The sequence below is a fragment of the Streptomyces sp. NPDC004609 genome (assembly GCF_042873655.1).
GTDB lineage: Bacteria > Actinomycetota > Actinomycetes > Streptomycetales > Streptomycetaceae > Streptomyces.
In genome coordinates this window covers 150986-165084 of record NZ_JBIALS010000019.1, presented here as the reverse complement: position 1 = coordinate 165084, position 14099 = coordinate 150986, and the positions used below count along the sequence as shown (strand labels likewise).

Below are 14099 nucleotides of genomic sequence, written 5' to 3'. Positions count from 1 at the left end.
TCAGCAGGGCGTCCAGCTCATTCGTCACAGAACGATCTTGGACGCCCTGTCTGCGTTCCCAGACACACCGCCAGCATTCGGAATGACTCGTCTAGGGGCAGACAAGGACATACGAAGGCGGACCAGCGGACCTGCCCGAGCTGGCGGAGTCGAACTGTCGTTTCGCGGCGGGTACGAGCACTTCAGGGCGATACCGCAACGCCGGGCGCTCTCAAGGGGACCCGGGGACCCGTCTTCGCCCGGTCGAGCGCTACTGCCATCGAGGAGTGATGCGCGACTGTCGGTGGTGGCCCCTACCATCGCTGGCTATGAAGATCACCGACATGACGAAGCGTGCCATCTTGGACGCGCTGGGCGCGCAGGACCGGGCCGCGTTCGAGCCTGTGCGCGATCTGCTCCCGTTGCGGGCAGCGCTGCAGGAACTGGAACGCGCCCACGGCGTCAGCGAGGCGCACCAACTCGCGACCGAGCGGATCCGCGAGCGCGGGGCTCTGCTGCGCCATCCCGATGTGCACCGCGTCGAGATCACTTCGCAGTCGCTCAGCCCGTCGGGCCGTTACCTCGCGGTCGGCGACTTCGGCGGCGACGACTACGAGGACGGGGCCACCCTGCAGATCTGGGAGGTCGCCGCCGGCCGCTGTGTGAACGTCATCGACGGAATCGTGGGCGGGATTGGCTGGCCTGGGTACGGCGGGACGATCGAGTGGTCGGCCGACGAGACCCGGCTGGCCGTGGAGTACCGGGCCAGCAACGTCGGTGTGTGGGACCCCTTCGGCGCCGACGCCGAGCCGATCGCGACCGTCCGCCTCACATACAACGGCCGTCCCGACCCGTTCGCGCTCTCGCCCGACGGGCTGCGTGCGTACGTCATGGACGAGAATTCCGGGACCTATGGCTCGATCGTGGAGTTCTCCGGCCTGGAGACCACGACGGTACCGGCTATGGAAAACGAAGACTATGACGAGGACGAAGACCAGGATGAGGACGAGGAGGGCTTCGTCCTGGAGTGGCCCGTCTGGTCGCGGGACGGGAAGCGGCTGTACGGGAGCTTGCAGGATGGGAGGATCTGCTCGATCGATGTCGCCTCGGGTGAGGTCACCTGGATCGTCCAGGGTGACAAGAACCGCTGGAATCCGTCCGCCGTATGGAGCAGGGACGAGACCCTGCTGGCCTACCACCGCGACGGCGAGCTGGTGATCGCGGACGCGGCGACCGGCCGGGACATCGCCACCAGTCCAGGGTATTTCGATGAGTCGTTCCAGACTGTCTACCTGTCCTGGGGGACGCGACTCGCCGTCGTCGTCCCCACGGGGCACAAGGATGAACGCCCGCGCGTTGGGATCGTGGACCGGACCGGTCGGCACCTTTATGACCTCGACGTAGCGGTCCCGGCGCCGAGAGGCGACCTGGAGGTCGAAGCCTGGGCCTGGGCGCCTGACGGCGACCGCGCGGCGTGCCTCACCGCCGATGGTCGGATCGAGGTCTGGTCACTGAACGACGAGCGCGCGGAGCGCCTACGCACGCTCAACGCTCCGAAGAAGGCGACCGGGTTGCACTGGGGCGCCGACGATGTGCTGGTGGCGATGGGGCCGACCGTGCTGCGCTTCCTGCGTGCGGACACCGGCGAGGTCATCGGCGACTTCACCCTGCTGCGGCAGCCCGTCGCGCCACGTCCGCTGCTCCTCGACGGCGGCGACCTTGGTGAGAAGATACGGCGGGGGCCCAATCCCACGTTCGCCCTCGATAAAGACACTTGGGCGGTCGCCTTCCCGGAGGGCATCGTGATTGCCCCTCCCGAACGGGAAGGAGACCTGGCCGCGGCGCTCGCGTGGGCGGTGGATCGCCGCCACGCCTGGCCTGTTCACTGGGGACGGCTGGACGTCTTCCCCGACGCTCCCACCACAGCGGAACGGGTCGACGGGCCGCTGCGCGTGGATCTGCAGCCGTTCCGCGGCCGCGCCGCGCGGGCGCCGGAAGCCGAGGAGTGGCCACCGCCCGGCCCGGCCACCGTGGACGACCTGTTCCGGTCCTTTCTCGAAGCAGTCGTGGAGTACGGCGTGGATGAGCTTCCGTGGCCCGGCGAGGCCCTCCACGAGGCGGCCCTCATCCGGGCCCGGCGGGGCGAGCCGGACGGCGTGCGCGCGCTGGTCGAGGCGTCCCCGGAGGGCCGCCGCCCGTTCATGGCGGCCGAGGCCGCCACGGTCCTGGCGGCTGCGGGGCTACCGGACGCCGCGCGCTCGCTCTTCGCCGATTACGAGACGGCCTGCGAGGGGCAGTGGGACGAGCCGGTGTGGTACGCGACGATGTGGGGCAGTCAGGCCCGCGCCGGTGCCGCCGTGGGCGGGGCATACGCGGCGCAGGGCGACCGGGAGCGCGCTGACCGGTGGTTCGCGAGGGCACGAGAGATCCTGCGCGAACAGAACGGCGAGTGGGAGCATCGCCTGCCGCTCGTATGGGCGCTGCTGGAGTGCGGGCGACAGGACGAGGCGCGCGCCCTGCTGGACGAGGGCACCGGCGACCCCGGCCACCGCGCCGGCGTTCCGTTCGTCGGTTACGCGTTGCGCAAGGGCAGGGCCGACCTCGCCGAACGAATCCTGCGTGACGCGGAGGACTGGTTCGGCGAGTGGACGGTGGTGCACCTTCTTCGGCAGCACGGGCAGACAGAGTTGCTGCACGAGTGGGCCGAGCGCAACGGCCTGGCGGTCACGGAACCGAGGGAGCCGGTGGACGAGGACCTCGCCCGCAGGTACGCGGAAATCGCCCAAATCCCTCCAGCACAGCGGCAGGGGCCGACCGCGGACCTGCTCCTCCAGGCGGCCGAGCAGGGACAGCTCAGCGCGGTACTCGACCTGCTTCCGAAGGTGCCAATGCCGTCGTACGGCGGGATCAGCTCACACGACCGGCCGTACGCGGCGTTCAGCGCGCTGCGCATCGTCACGACCGGGATCGACCACGAAATCTGGTGACAGTCAGCGGGTGTTCAGGAAGCGGTCCAAGACGATCATCGCCCCGCCCCACGTGGCGTACCCCGGGCCGTTGACGGGCCCGAAGCGCGGGCCGCGCACGTCGTGCACGGAGCGGGTGATGGCGCCCAATGCGCAGGCTGTTCGTCACAAACACCGCGTACGACGCGCCGGAACGCATCCGCCACCCACGCCCCCACCCTGAACCCCGCTGGCGACGGCTGGGACCTGCGCTCTTCCGGTAGCCCGGCTCTCCGACGGGGGCGCCGGGACGCACCGGACGGGGGCAGCCCGAGAGGGGGCTGCCCCGTCCTTGCCAGCTCAGCTCGGAGCGCCGACCGACTCGCCTTGTGGACTGCGCGGGCCGGGCACCGTGGCCCCGGTGGCCGCAAGGTCCAGGTCGAGACGGCTGTTCATATCCAGTTCGAACCGGCCATACGGGTTCACGTGGGTCCAGAACAGCGGCGACAGACCCCGCCGGTCCGCCTCGGTGAGCGTGTCCGCCCACTTCGGGTCGGCCAGAACCCGCTGTACCAGCAATGTATTCACATGCACGAGACTGCTCTGCAAAAGGTGCAGGGCGAGCATGGAGACCTCCTGGCTCTCCTTGTCCGCACCCGCCAGGTCGCCGTCCTTGCCGTAGAACAGGTCGGAGTTCGCCGAGTTCCAGTTCTCCACCACCTGCAAGCCCTCACCGATCTCCTTGCGCATCTCCGCATCCGACAGGTAGTCGCAGATGAACGCCGTGCGCACCACGCGCCCCAGCTCCTCGATCGCCTGGTAGGTCGGGTGCTTGGGGCCGCCCTTGGTGAAGCGGCGCAGGACCTGCTCGGCCTCGGCGGTGCCCAGCCTGAGCGCGGTGGTGTACTTCACGATCTGGTCGTACTGCTGGGCGATGAGGTCCCAGTCGATCGTGCGGGTGGAGAGTACCGGGGCCAGGTGCGGCCAGTTCTTGTCCTCGCCCGCCGCCGGCCGGTACAGCCTCGCCCGCCCGATGTTCTTCAGCCTCGGCATCAGCATGAAGTCGAGCATGTACGCGAACGCGAACCCGACGATGGAGGCACCGTGGGTGTCGGTGTACTGCCGGTCGACCTCCATGTCGGTGCAGTGCCGCAGCACGCCCTCGATCATCGACGCGACCTCGGAGGCCGAACAGGACTTCAGCTGGCTGTAGATGCACACCGATTTTCGTTCCACGTGCCAATAGATCATGACCCCCGGGCCCCGGTACCGCTGGTGCCACTCCGTCATGAAGTTGGATGACCACGCGCCGAACTTGCGGCTGTCGGAGGCGCACGCCGTCCCGGTGCCCCACCACATCTCGTCGCGGGCCGCGAAGGTGGCGTTGACCAGCTTCACCAGGGCCGCGCGCATGTTGGCCCGGTTCACGAACAGGTGCCGCACCCGGCGAAGCGTCGCCTCCGACTCACCGTGCTTGCCCGTCACCGCGACACGCTTGATCCCCATGTTCGTGCCCAGTCCGAACAGGACCAAAAGCAGCCTTCTCCGGAGCACCTCCCGGGACAGGTTCTCGCGGGTGGCCACCGTGGTGAACTCGGCGATGAAGTCGGTGTCGAACTCCGCGTACTTCAGGATATCCAGCAGATCGATGGTGCCCCAGCGCCGTTCGATCTCTCCCTTCACCGCGACCAGGTTCTCCGGCTCCTCCTGCTTGGGCCGCGGCGAGACCTTGATCCATCCCTCGCCGTTCTTCTTGACGATCGCCACCCCGCCCGTGGTGTCGTTGGCCAGTGCGGCCTCGAACCGGTCCAGGGCCTCACGGTGCATCCTCTGCAACTCCGCGATGAACTTCGCCGGGTCCTGGGGCTTTTGGATCGCGTCGTAGTGCACGTCCCGGTTGTCCTCGAAATCCTGCGGCAGGTCGTCCTCCGGGTTACGCCACCGGTTCGCCCCTACCACCCAGATCTCCCGGCGACGCAACGCTTCGCGCAGGCTGACCAGCACGCACAGCTCGTAGGGGATGCGCTCGACGCGGCCCTTGTCGTCCACCACCGCGGCCCGCCACTGATCGGGGACCACACCTTCCAGCGGCACGGTCTCCGCCGCGTCGAAGAACGCGCCCTCCTTCAGCGGTTGCTCCAGGTACCGCTGGAGCAGGTCGATGGCGTCCATCACCGGCCGGTAGGCGGTGTTGTTGCACTTGAGGGCCAACGCCTTCAACAGCGGGGTGAGCATCCGCCGCCAGTGCGCCGAGTACGCCGATCGCAGCACGGTGCGGATACGCGCCTTGTACTTCGCCTCGTTCGCCGCGGCCTCCGCGGCGAGGGCCTTCAACGTCTTCTCCCCACCGACGACGGGGTAGATCACCTTGCGGACCGAGCCGGAGGGCTCGGACAAGGCCGCTTCGGCGACCCGCAGCATCATCGCCTCCTTGCCCCGCACCTTCTTCAGCTCACCGGTCAGCTCCTTGTCGACCTTCTTCTCCGCCCGGGTGTTGATCTTCAGTACCAGCTGGATGAACAGCTCCACCAGCGAGTCGGTGATCTCGGTGTGCCGCACATGGCACAGCGCGGCCAGCAACGTCAGGCGCATCGGCGGCTTCATCCGCTCCAGGTTCGCCGGGTACTCCTTCGCCGCCCGCGCCCGCCAGGCGTCCACCTGCTTCTCCGACACGTCCGCGAACAGGTCGGCCGAAAGATCCAGCTTCCGCACCCGCTGGAGCTTGTCCACCTCCGCGAACAAGCTCTCCAGCCCTGGGGCTCCCGGGTCGGCCTTGAGCTCGGTGAAGAACGACCGGCCGCCCCCGGCCACCGCCTGGTCCTCGGCTGTCTCGTCGCGGCCTTCGCTGCCCGCGACCAGGTCCTCCAGCCGCGAGCGGGTCGCGTGGGACAGCCGGTCCACGGTGGTACGGCAGAACCGCGTGTCGAAGTCCCTGACCGCCTTGCCCACCAGGCGCCGCACCTTGGCCGGGGCCGGCGGCTCGACGAAGTCGTTGCGGCAACGGGCTACCACCGCCTCCGCCAGCCGGTCACGCGACAGTTCCACCGCGCACAGTTCGGCTGTCAGCCACTCGGCCAGCCGCTCCTGGTCGTCCTCCGTGCCCGCCCGGAACCCGAAGGCTTTACGGATCTCCTTGCGGTGGCGCTTGATCCGGTCGCCCTGCCAGTCGTACGCCGCCCACTGGTCCGTTGGCACCTTCACCTGCTGGGCCACGTAACCCACCGCGGCGGCCGGGACTTCCCTGCCGGTCTCCGGGAAGCGGGCCTCCACCTCGAAGAACTTCAGCAGCATCGCGAAGCCCAGCCGGTTCGCCCCGGACTTGTTCCGCAGCCGCTTCATGTCGTCTTCGAGCAGCGTCCAGACCTCGATGAGGTCCTCCGGCTCCCAGTCCTGCCGCACCCGCGCACTCCTCGCTCCGAACAGGTGATCACCACATCGTGGCGACCTGCCGGCGGAAGTGAAGCGGATAGTTCCAACCCGTTGCCAAATGGTTACTCAGCGTTACTCGCCACTTGGCGGCAGCTATACGAGAACTGGGCCATCTGGAGGAGGCCGAGGCGCTGGCCGACCGTATCGCGGTGATCGCGCGGGGCAGCGTGGTCGCCGAGGGCACCCCGGCCTCACTGCGCGAGCGGTACGGCGGCCTGGCCACGGTCACCTGGACGGCGCCGGACGGCACCCACCGCAGCGAGCAGACCTCCACCCCCACCCGTACCGTCGTCGGGCTGGGGCGCCGCCACGGCGGCGAGATCCCCGGTCTGCTGATCAGCCGGCCCTCGCTGGAGGACGTCTACCTCCGGCTCACCGGGCAGGACAGCGGCGAGAGCGGGGCCACGCGATGAGCACCGCCACCGAAGCCGGGCCCGCGATCCGGACGCCCCGGCCCCTCCCCGGAGCCTGGCGGCTCGGGCTGCTGCGCGGCGCCCTGGAGATCCGGGGCTTCTTCCGCCAGCGCGAGCAGGCCGTGTTCACCTTCGCCTTCCCTGTCGTTCTGCTGGTCCTGTTCGCCTCGATCTTCGGCGACGACGTGAAGGACGGCGGCATCACCGCCTCCCAGCTCTATGTGCCGGCGATGATCGCGGCGGGCATCATGTCGACCAGCTTCCAGTCCCTCGGTGTCTCCATCGCGATCGAGCGGGACCACAAGCAGCTGCGCCGGCTTCGCGGCACCCCGATGCCGCCCAGCGCGTACTTCCTGGGCAAGGTCTGGCTGGTGCTGGTCAACGCTGTCCTGGAGACGGCGGTCCTGCTGGCGGTCGGCACGGTCTTCTACGACGTGGACCTTCCGGCGGGCCCGGAGAAGTGGTTCACCTTCGGCTGGATCTTCGTGCTGGGACTGACGTCGTGCACCCTGCTCGGGATCGCGATCAGCAGTGTGCCGAAGTCCGCCCAGAGCGCCTCGTCCGTGGTCACGCTGCCGTTCCGGGTACTCCAGTTCATCTCCGGTGTGTATATCGTGATCACCAGTCTCTCCGACTGGATGCTGAGCGTCGCGGCGCTGTTCCCGCTGAAGTGGATGGTCCAGGGCCTGCGCGGAGTGTTCCTGCCGGAGTCGGCTGTCGTGCTGGAACCGAGCGGCGGCTGGGAGTCCGGCCTCGTCGCCCTGGTACTGGGCGCCTGGTGCGTCGGAGGACTGGTGCTGTGTCTGCTGACCTTCCGCTGGAAGAGCCGGGACGACGGCTGAGTCCGCGCGCTCGGGCGCGGGAGCGGCATGTGTGGGACGGCGAGTATCGGTCCTGGGACTGGTACTTCGCGGTCATCTGGGCGGCGACCCTGGCCTTCACGCTCGGGTCGTCGGGCCCCGGTGTCCCCGTCCGGGCCGCGGCCGCCGGACTGTTCGTGCTGCTGCTGCCCTGGTACGTGGTGGTGGGGCGGCCCGTGCTGTCGGGGCGGGTCACGGACGGGCGGCGCTCGCTCGTCTATGTCGCCGGAGCGGTGCTCCTGCTGCTGCCGCCCGCGATCCTGGTGGGCGAGATGCGGATCGCGACCTTCGCGCTCGTCCCCCAGTGCTTCATGCTGCTGCCGATGCGGCCCGCGCTGGTGGCGGTGGCCCTGGTCAATGTCGTACCGGTGGCGGTCTGGGCCGCCCTGCGTCGGCCCGGCGCCGGGGAGCTGTTCTTCCCGGCCCTGTCCACCGTGATCGCCCTCGCGTTCTCGGCGGTGTTCGGACACTGGATCATCCGCATCATCGAGCAGAGCCGGGAGCGGGCCGAGCTGATCGCCGAGCTGGAGGCGAGCCAGAAGGAGGTGTCCCGGTTGTCGGCGGCCCATGGCGCGCTCAGTGAACGGGAGCGGATGTCCCGCGAGATCCACGACACCCTCGCCCAGGGATTCACCAGCCTGCTGATGCTCGTCCAGGCGGTGCAGTCGGAGCTGGACCGGGATCCGCCGGCGGCCCGCCGCCATCTGGGGATGATGGCGGACACCGCCCGCCAGAACCTCGCCGAGGCACGGGCCCTGGTCGCCGGGGGCGCCCCCGCCGATCTCGACGACGCGCTGCGCAGACTCGCCGCCCGTCACGGCTCCCCGGCCGCCCTGGAGGTCACCGGCCGGGTCCGCCCCCTGGAGCCCGCCCTGGAGGTGGTGGCGCTGCGCGCCTGTCAGGAGGCCCTCGCCAACGCGGCCAAACACGCGGGCCCACGAGCGGCCGTCTCCACCGCCCTCGCCTACACCGACACCCGGCTGCTGCTGTCCGTCACGGACACCGGCCGCGGCTTCGACGACGGCGTGCCCCGTCCCGGCTACGGGCTCCGGGGACTGCGCTCCCGCGCCGCCGAGGTGGGCGGCGCGGCCGAGGTGCGTACGGCACCGGGCGCGGGCACCACCGTCTCCGTACGGCTGCCGTTGCCGCAGCACCCCGAGAGGAGCCGTCCGTGATCCGTGTCCTGCTGGCCGACGACCATCCCGTCGTACGGGAGGGACTGCGCGGGATGCTGGGCGCCGAGCCCGATCTGGAGGTGGTCGGCGAGGCGTCCAGCGGGCCGCAGGCCGAGGCCCTCAGCGCCGAACTGCGCCCGGACATCGTGCTGATGGATCTGCGGATGCCGGGCGGCGGGGGCGTCGAGTCGATCGACCGGATGCGGGCGGCCGGGCTGCCGTGCCGGGTCATCGTGCTGACGACATACGAGACGGACGGGGACATCCTGCGGGCCGTGGAGGCGGGTGCGGCGGGCTATCTGCTGAAGGACCTGGCCCGCGGTGAACTGGCCGACGCGATCAGGGCGGCGGCCCGCGGCGAGACGGTGCTCGCGCCGTCCGTGGCCGCGCGGCTGGTCGACCGGCTCCGCACCCGGCCGGAGGGGCCCCGGCTGTCGGACCGGGGGACGGCGGTGCTGCGGCTGGTCGCGGAGGGGTGCACCAACGCGGAGATCGGCCGGCGGCTGTTCATCGGCGAGTCGACGGTGAAGACGCATCTGCTGCGCGTGTTCGGGAAGCTGGGGGTGGACGACCGGACGGCGGCGGTGACCAGCGCGATGCGGCTGGGGCTGCTGTAGCGGCCCGGGCCGCCTGCGCCCGGGTCCGGTCCGCGCCCGGGGCGCCGGTGGACGCGCCCCCGGACGCCGGTGGGGCGTCCTCGCGGGTCCACCGGCGCCCGGTCGCTTTCAGGCCAGAAGCTTGCGCAGCGCTTCGGCGGCCCCGGACACCGGGACCGCGTTCTGCTCGCCCGACTCCATGTCCTTGAGCTGGACGACGCCCTCGGCGAGATCGCGGTCGCCGGCGAGGACGGCGTAGCGCGCACCCGAGCGGTTGGCCGCCTTCATCGCGCCCTTCACACCCCGGGCGCCGTACGCGAAGTCGGCGGCGACGCCGTCCCGGCGCAGCTGGGTGACCACACCGAACAGCACCCGGCGGGCCTCCTCGTTGAGCGGGACGGCGAAGACGCTCGTCGACGGCGGCAGGTCCAGCTTCACGCCCTCGGCCTCCAGCGCCAGAACCGTACGGTCGACACCGAGCGCCCAGCCGACCGACGGCAGCGCCGGGCCGCCGATCATCTCGGAGAGGCCGTCGTAACGGCCGCCGCCGCCCACCGCGGACTGGGAGCCGAGTCCGTCGTGGACGAACTCGAAGGTCGTCCGCGTGTAGTAGTCCAGACCGCGCACCAGCCTGCCGTCGTCCTCGAAGGAGACGCCCTCCTCGGTGAGCAGCTCGCGCACCTCCCCGTGGTACGCGCGGCACGCGTCGCAGAGGTAGTCGCCCAGCACCGGCGCGTCCGCCAGCTGCCGCCGCACCTGTTCCCGCTTGTCGTCGAGGACCCGCAGCGGGTTGATGTCGACGCGGCGGCGGGTGTCCTCGTCCAGGTCGAGCCCGCGCAGAAAGGCCTGGAGCGCCTCGCGGTAGACGGGACGGCACTCCTTGTCGCCCAGCGAGTTGAGCAGGATGCGGAAGTCCCGCAGTCCCAGGGCGCGGTACGCCTGGTCCGCGAGGATGATCAGCTCGGCGTCCAGCGCCGGGTCCTCCATGCCGATGGCCTCGGCGCCGATCTGCGAGAAGTGGCGGTAGCGGCCCTTCTGCGGCCGTTCGTAGCGGTAGTACGAGCCCGAGTACCAGAGCTTGACCGGCAGGGCACCCTGCTTGTGCAGATTGGCCTCCAGGGCGGCGCGCAGCACGGACGCGGTGCCCTCCGGGCGCAGGGCCAGCCGGTCGCCGCCCTTGGTGGTGAGGGTGTACATCTCCTTGGTCACGATGTCGGTGGACTCGCCGACACCGCGGGCGAACAGTTCGGCGTTCTCGAAGCCGGGGGTCTCGACATAGCCGTACCCGGAGTCCCGCAGCGGCGCGGCGAGCGCGTCCCGCACCGCCAGATAGGTCGCGGAGTCGGGCGGCAGCAGGTCGTAGGTGCCCTTGGGGGCCTGAAAAGTGCTCACAGCAGCTCTCTCGTCACATTCCTCGTCGGGGAGGCTCGAAGCTCCCGGGACCGGCGGCGGCCTCCCGCAGATACGGGTTCGCGGCGCGCTCACGGCCGATGGTCGTCTGGGGACCGTGCCCCGAAAGCACCACGGTCGAGTCGTCGAGCGGCAGGCATACACGTGCCAGCGAGTCGAGTATCTCGGCCGGGTCGCCGCCGGGCAGGTCGGTGCGTCCGACGGAGCCGGCGAAGAGCAGGTCGCCCGAGAAGAGGACCGGAGGGATCCCGGTCTCCCCGCCGGTCGCGGGCGTCCTGAACGTCACCGACCCCTTCGTATGGCCGGGCGCGTGCGACACGGTCAGCTCCAGCCCCGCGAGCTTCAGCAGGGAGCCGTCGGTCAGCTCGTGCACGTCGGAGGGCTCCCCCACGGTCAGCTCGCCCATGAGCTGGGCGCCGAAGGCGCGCCCGAGGGCCTTCTCCGGGTCGCTCATCATGTAGCGGTCCGCGGGGTGGATCCAGGCGGGCACGTCGTGCGCGCCGCACACCGGGACGACCGAGGCGACATGATCGATATGGCCGTGGGTGAGGACGACGGCGACGGGCTTCAGCCGGTGCTTCGCGACCGCTTCGGCGACGCCCTCGGCGGCCTGGTGGCCCGGGTCGATGATCACGCACTCCTCGCCCGCGGCGGGGGCGACCAGATAGCAGTTGGTCCCCCAGGCCCCGGCGGGGAACCCGGCAATAAGCACGATCGTCCTCGGAGTGGTTGCGGAAAGGTCGTGGAGAGGCGTTTTCGCCGGCTCGATGCAGCAGATCAGAGCCTACCGGCGCTGCTGCTCGCACAGCCAACCCGTATACGGTACGGGCACACCTGTCCGGTCGCAGCAGGCGATGAAGAAGAGGAGCGGAGACTCGGTGGTCAGCAACGATCAGCGGCGGCGACAGCTCGCCCGGGAGAAGTTCGAGCGGCAGCAGCAGCGTCGGGCGAAGGCCCGCAGGAGGAAGCAGCGCAACACGGTCATCGCGGCGGCGGTCGCCGTGGTGCTCGCGGCGGGCGCGGCGGCCTACGCGTCGATCGGACTGTCGGACGACGGCGACACCGGATCCGGGTCGGCCGGTGACACGGCGGCGCAGTCGGCCGCTCCGACCCCGTCCGAGTCCAAGGTCCCCGAGCCGGCGCTGTCGATCGACGCGAAGGCCCCGTACACGATGACGCTCACCACCGGTCAAGGGGCGGTCGGGATCGCGATGGAGGCGTCGAAGACCCCGCGCACGGTGAACTCGTTCAAGGCGCTCGCGGACAAGGGCTACTTCAACGGTACGAAGTGCCACCGGCTGACCACGGAGGGCATCTTCGTGCTCCAGTGCGGCGACCCGAAGGGCGACGGCACGGGCGGTCCCGGCTACACCATCCCCGACGAGAACCTGAGCGCGCTGGGCAAGGCGGGCGCGGACGGCAAGGTGACCTATCCGGCGGGGACCGTGGCGATGGCCAACACCGGCCAGCCCGATTCGGGCGGCAGCCAGTTCTTCCTGGTGTACAAGGAGACGCGACTCCCGCCCTCGTACACGGTGTTCGGGAAGATGGACGCCGCGGGTCTCAAGGCCGTGCAGGATGTGGCGAAGGCCGGTGTCACCGGCGGGACGGGGGACGGCGCTCCGAAGACGGCCGTCACCATCCGGAAGGCGACGGTGACCAAGGGCTGACACCCCGGGCGCCCCAAGGGTGGTCGAGGCGGCGGGGCCGGGAATTTCGGCCGTGCTGAGTGCGGACAGCCGGGCGGCCGTTCGCCTAGATTGGCGTTGTGCAGGGCGGGCGCGGCTCGCCCCAGGAAACTGTGGACGATGCCCGGGGGTGAATCCCTTCGGCGGGCATCAGGTGGAGGAGGCGCTGTGAGCAGCGACCCGTGGGGCCGTGTCGACGAGACGGGCACCGTGTACGTGCGTACAGCCGACGGCGAGAAGGTCGTCGGATCGTGGCAGGCCGGCACTCCCGAGGAGGCTCTGGCCTATTTCGAGCGCAAGTACGAGGGACTGGTGGTCGAGATCGGCCTCCTCGAACGGCGGGTGAAGACCACCGACCTGTCGGCGAAGGACGCCCAGACGGCGATCGACCATCTGCGCCAGCAGGTGGACGAGCACCATGCCGTGGGCGATCTCGACGCGCTCTCCAAGCGTCTCGACACGCTGGTCGAGGCGGTCGACAAGCGCCGTGAGGAACGCAGGGTCCAGCGGGCGAAGCAGAACGACGAGGCTCGTCGGGCCAAGGAGGAACTGGTCACCGAGGCGGAGGAGCTGGCGCAGAGCGAGCAGTGGCGTGCGGCCGGTGAGCGGCTGCGGGCGCTGGTCGACACCTGGAAGGGCCTTCCCCGGCTCGACCGGAAGTCGGACGACGAGCTGTGGCACCGCTTCTCCCACGCGCGCTCCGCGTTCTCCAAGCGCCGCAAGGCGCACTTCGCCTCGCTGGACGCACAGCGCGAGGAGGCCCGCAAGACCAAGGAGAAGCTGGTCGCCGAGGCCGAATCGCTCTCGGGCTCCACCGACTGGGGTGCCACGGCCGCGCGCTATCGCGATCTGATGGCGGAGTGGAAGGCCGCCGGCCGGGCGCAGCGTGAGGCCGAGGACGATCTGTGGAACCGCTTCCGGGGTGCGCAGGACGTCTTCTTCGCCGCGCGCAGCGGGGTCTTCGCCGAGCGGGACGCCGAGCAGGGGGAGCACCTGAAGCTCAAGGAGGAGCTGGCGGCCGAGGCCGAGAAGCTGGTGCCGGTGACGGATCTGAAGGCCGCGCGTGCCGCCTTCCGGGCCATCAACGAGCGCTGGGAGGCCATCGGGCATGTGCCGCGGGACGCCCGGCCCCGGATCGAGGGCCGGATGCACGCGGTGGAGCGGGCGCTCCAGGAGTCCGAGGAGAACGAGTGGCGCCGCACGAACCCCGAGGCGCGGGCGCGGGCCGCGGGGCTCACGGGTCAGCTCCAGGCGGCGGTGGACAAACTCCGCTCCCAGGTCGATACGGCACGGGCGGCCGGCAACAACGCGAAGGCGGACAAGCTCGCGAAGGAGCTGGAGGGCCGCCAGGCGCTGCTGGACCAGGCCCTGAAGGGCCTTCAGGAGTTCGGCGGCTAGCCTCGCGCCTTCTGTCGTGGTGCCCGGCCCCAGCCCCCCGCGCCTCCGGCGTCGGCGGGGCTGGGCGCACGGGCCACCCGGTCCCACCGGGGCTCCGCCCCGGACCCCGCGCCTCACACGCCGACGAGGCGGGATACGTCCCCGGCGCTTGAGGACAGTGGACGCTCCGGGGCCGGGCCCAGGGTCAACACGACGAGGCCCACAGG

The 14099-nt window shown here is 70.5% G+C and carries 10 protein-coding genes and 1 pseudogene; 7 read left to right on the top strand and 4 right to left on the bottom strand.

Translation table 11 applies throughout. From position 1 onward, the window contains the following. The first annotated feature begins 308 nt into the window (after positions 1-308). Positions 309-2966 (top strand): WD40 repeat domain-containing protein, encoded by a 2658-nt coding sequence (locus ACFYT4_RS20380; RefSeq protein WP_389270483.1) that lies wholly within the window; start codon positions 309-311, stop codon positions 2964-2966. Positions 2967-2969: 3 nt separating this feature from the next. On the opposite strand, the gene ACFYT4_RS20375 is transcribed toward ACFYT4_RS20380, so the two are convergent. Together ACFYT4_RS20375 and ACFYT4_RS20370 are read right to left on the bottom strand one after the other, a co-directional pair. Further along, positions 2970-3095 (bottom strand): hypothetical protein, encoded by a 126-nt coding sequence (locus tag ACFYT4_RS20375; RefSeq protein WP_389270480.1) that lies wholly within the window; start codon positions 3093-3095, stop codon positions 2970-2972. Positions 3096-3284: 189 nt separating this feature from the next. Then, positions 3285-6323: a Tn3 family transposase gene (locus ACFYT4_RS20370; protein ID WP_389270477.1), complete on the bottom strand. Its 3039-nt coding sequence runs from the start codon at positions 6321-6323 to the stop codon at positions 3285-3287. Between the two features lie 140 nt (positions 6324-6463). Between ACFYT4_RS20370 and ACFYT4_RS20365 the strand changes: the two are divergent. The 4 genes and pseudogenes from ACFYT4_RS20365 to ACFYT4_RS20350 all read left to right on the top strand — a co-directional run. Then, a pseudogene (locus tag ACFYT4_RS20365) lies at positions 6464-6766 on the top strand (ABC transporter ATP-binding protein); the annotation flags it as partial. Continuing rightward, entirely contained in the window at positions 6763-7608 is an 846-nt protein-coding gene (locus ACFYT4_RS20360) for an ABC transporter permease (RefSeq protein ID WP_389270473.1), read from the top strand. The pseudogene ACFYT4_RS20365 and the gene ACFYT4_RS20360, both read left to right, overlap by 4 nt. Beyond that, positions 7566-8801 carry a sensor histidine kinase gene (locus ACFYT4_RS20355; RefSeq protein WP_389270470.1) on the top strand — a complete coding sequence of 412 codons (1236 nt, stop codon included), beginning with the start codon at positions 7566-7568 and terminating at the stop codon, positions 8799-8801. Before ACFYT4_RS20360 ends, ACFYT4_RS20355 begins: the two co-directional genes overlap by 43 nt. Next, the gene (locus ACFYT4_RS20350; protein WP_389270467.1) at positions 8798-9418 is read left to right on the top strand and encodes a response regulator; all 621 of its coding nucleotides are present in this window, start codon (positions 8798-8800) and stop codon (positions 9416-9418) included. Before ACFYT4_RS20355 ends, ACFYT4_RS20350 begins: the two co-directional genes overlap by 4 nt. Before the next feature lie 108 nt (positions 9419-9526). Here ACFYT4_RS20350 and hisS read toward each other — a convergent pair whose 3' ends face one another. Continuing rightward, positions 9527-10789 carry a histidine--tRNA ligase gene (gene hisS / locus ACFYT4_RS20345; protein ID WP_389270464.1) on the bottom strand — a complete coding sequence of 421 codons (1263 nt, stop codon included), beginning with the start codon at positions 10787-10789 and terminating at the stop codon, positions 9527-9529. A 13-nt stretch (positions 10790-10802) separates the two neighbouring features. Next, positions 10803-11519 (bottom strand): MBL fold metallo-hydrolase, encoded by a 717-nt coding sequence (locus ACFYT4_RS20340; protein ID WP_389270461.1) that lies wholly within the window; start codon positions 11517-11519, stop codon positions 10803-10805. A 166-nt stretch (positions 11520-11685) separates the two neighbouring features. Here ACFYT4_RS20340 and ACFYT4_RS20335 point away from each other — a divergent pair, with 166 nt between their 5' ends. Continuing rightward, positions 11686-12477, top strand: coding sequence for a peptidylprolyl isomerase (locus ACFYT4_RS20335; protein WP_389270459.1), 792 nt, complete (start codon positions 11686-11688; stop codon positions 12475-12477). Positions 12478-12663: 186 nt separating this feature from the next. After that, the gene (locus ACFYT4_RS20330) at positions 12664-13893 is read left to right on the top strand and encodes a DUF349 domain-containing protein (RefSeq protein ID WP_389270456.1); all 1230 of its coding nucleotides are present in this window, start codon (positions 12664-12666) and stop codon (positions 13891-13893) included. The last annotated feature ends 206 nt before the right edge of the window (positions 13894-14099 follow it).

What these genes read in the sequence shown, in the direction of transcription:
- ACFYT4_RS20380 (WP_389270483.1), top strand. Translation starts at nt 309, where the DNA reads ATGAAGATCACCGACATGACGAAGCGTGCCATCTTGGACGCGCTGGGC.
- ACFYT4_RS20360 (WP_389270473.1), top strand. Translation starts at nt 6,763, where the DNA reads ATGAGCACCGCCACCGAAGCCGGGCCCGCGATCCGGACGCCCCGGCCC.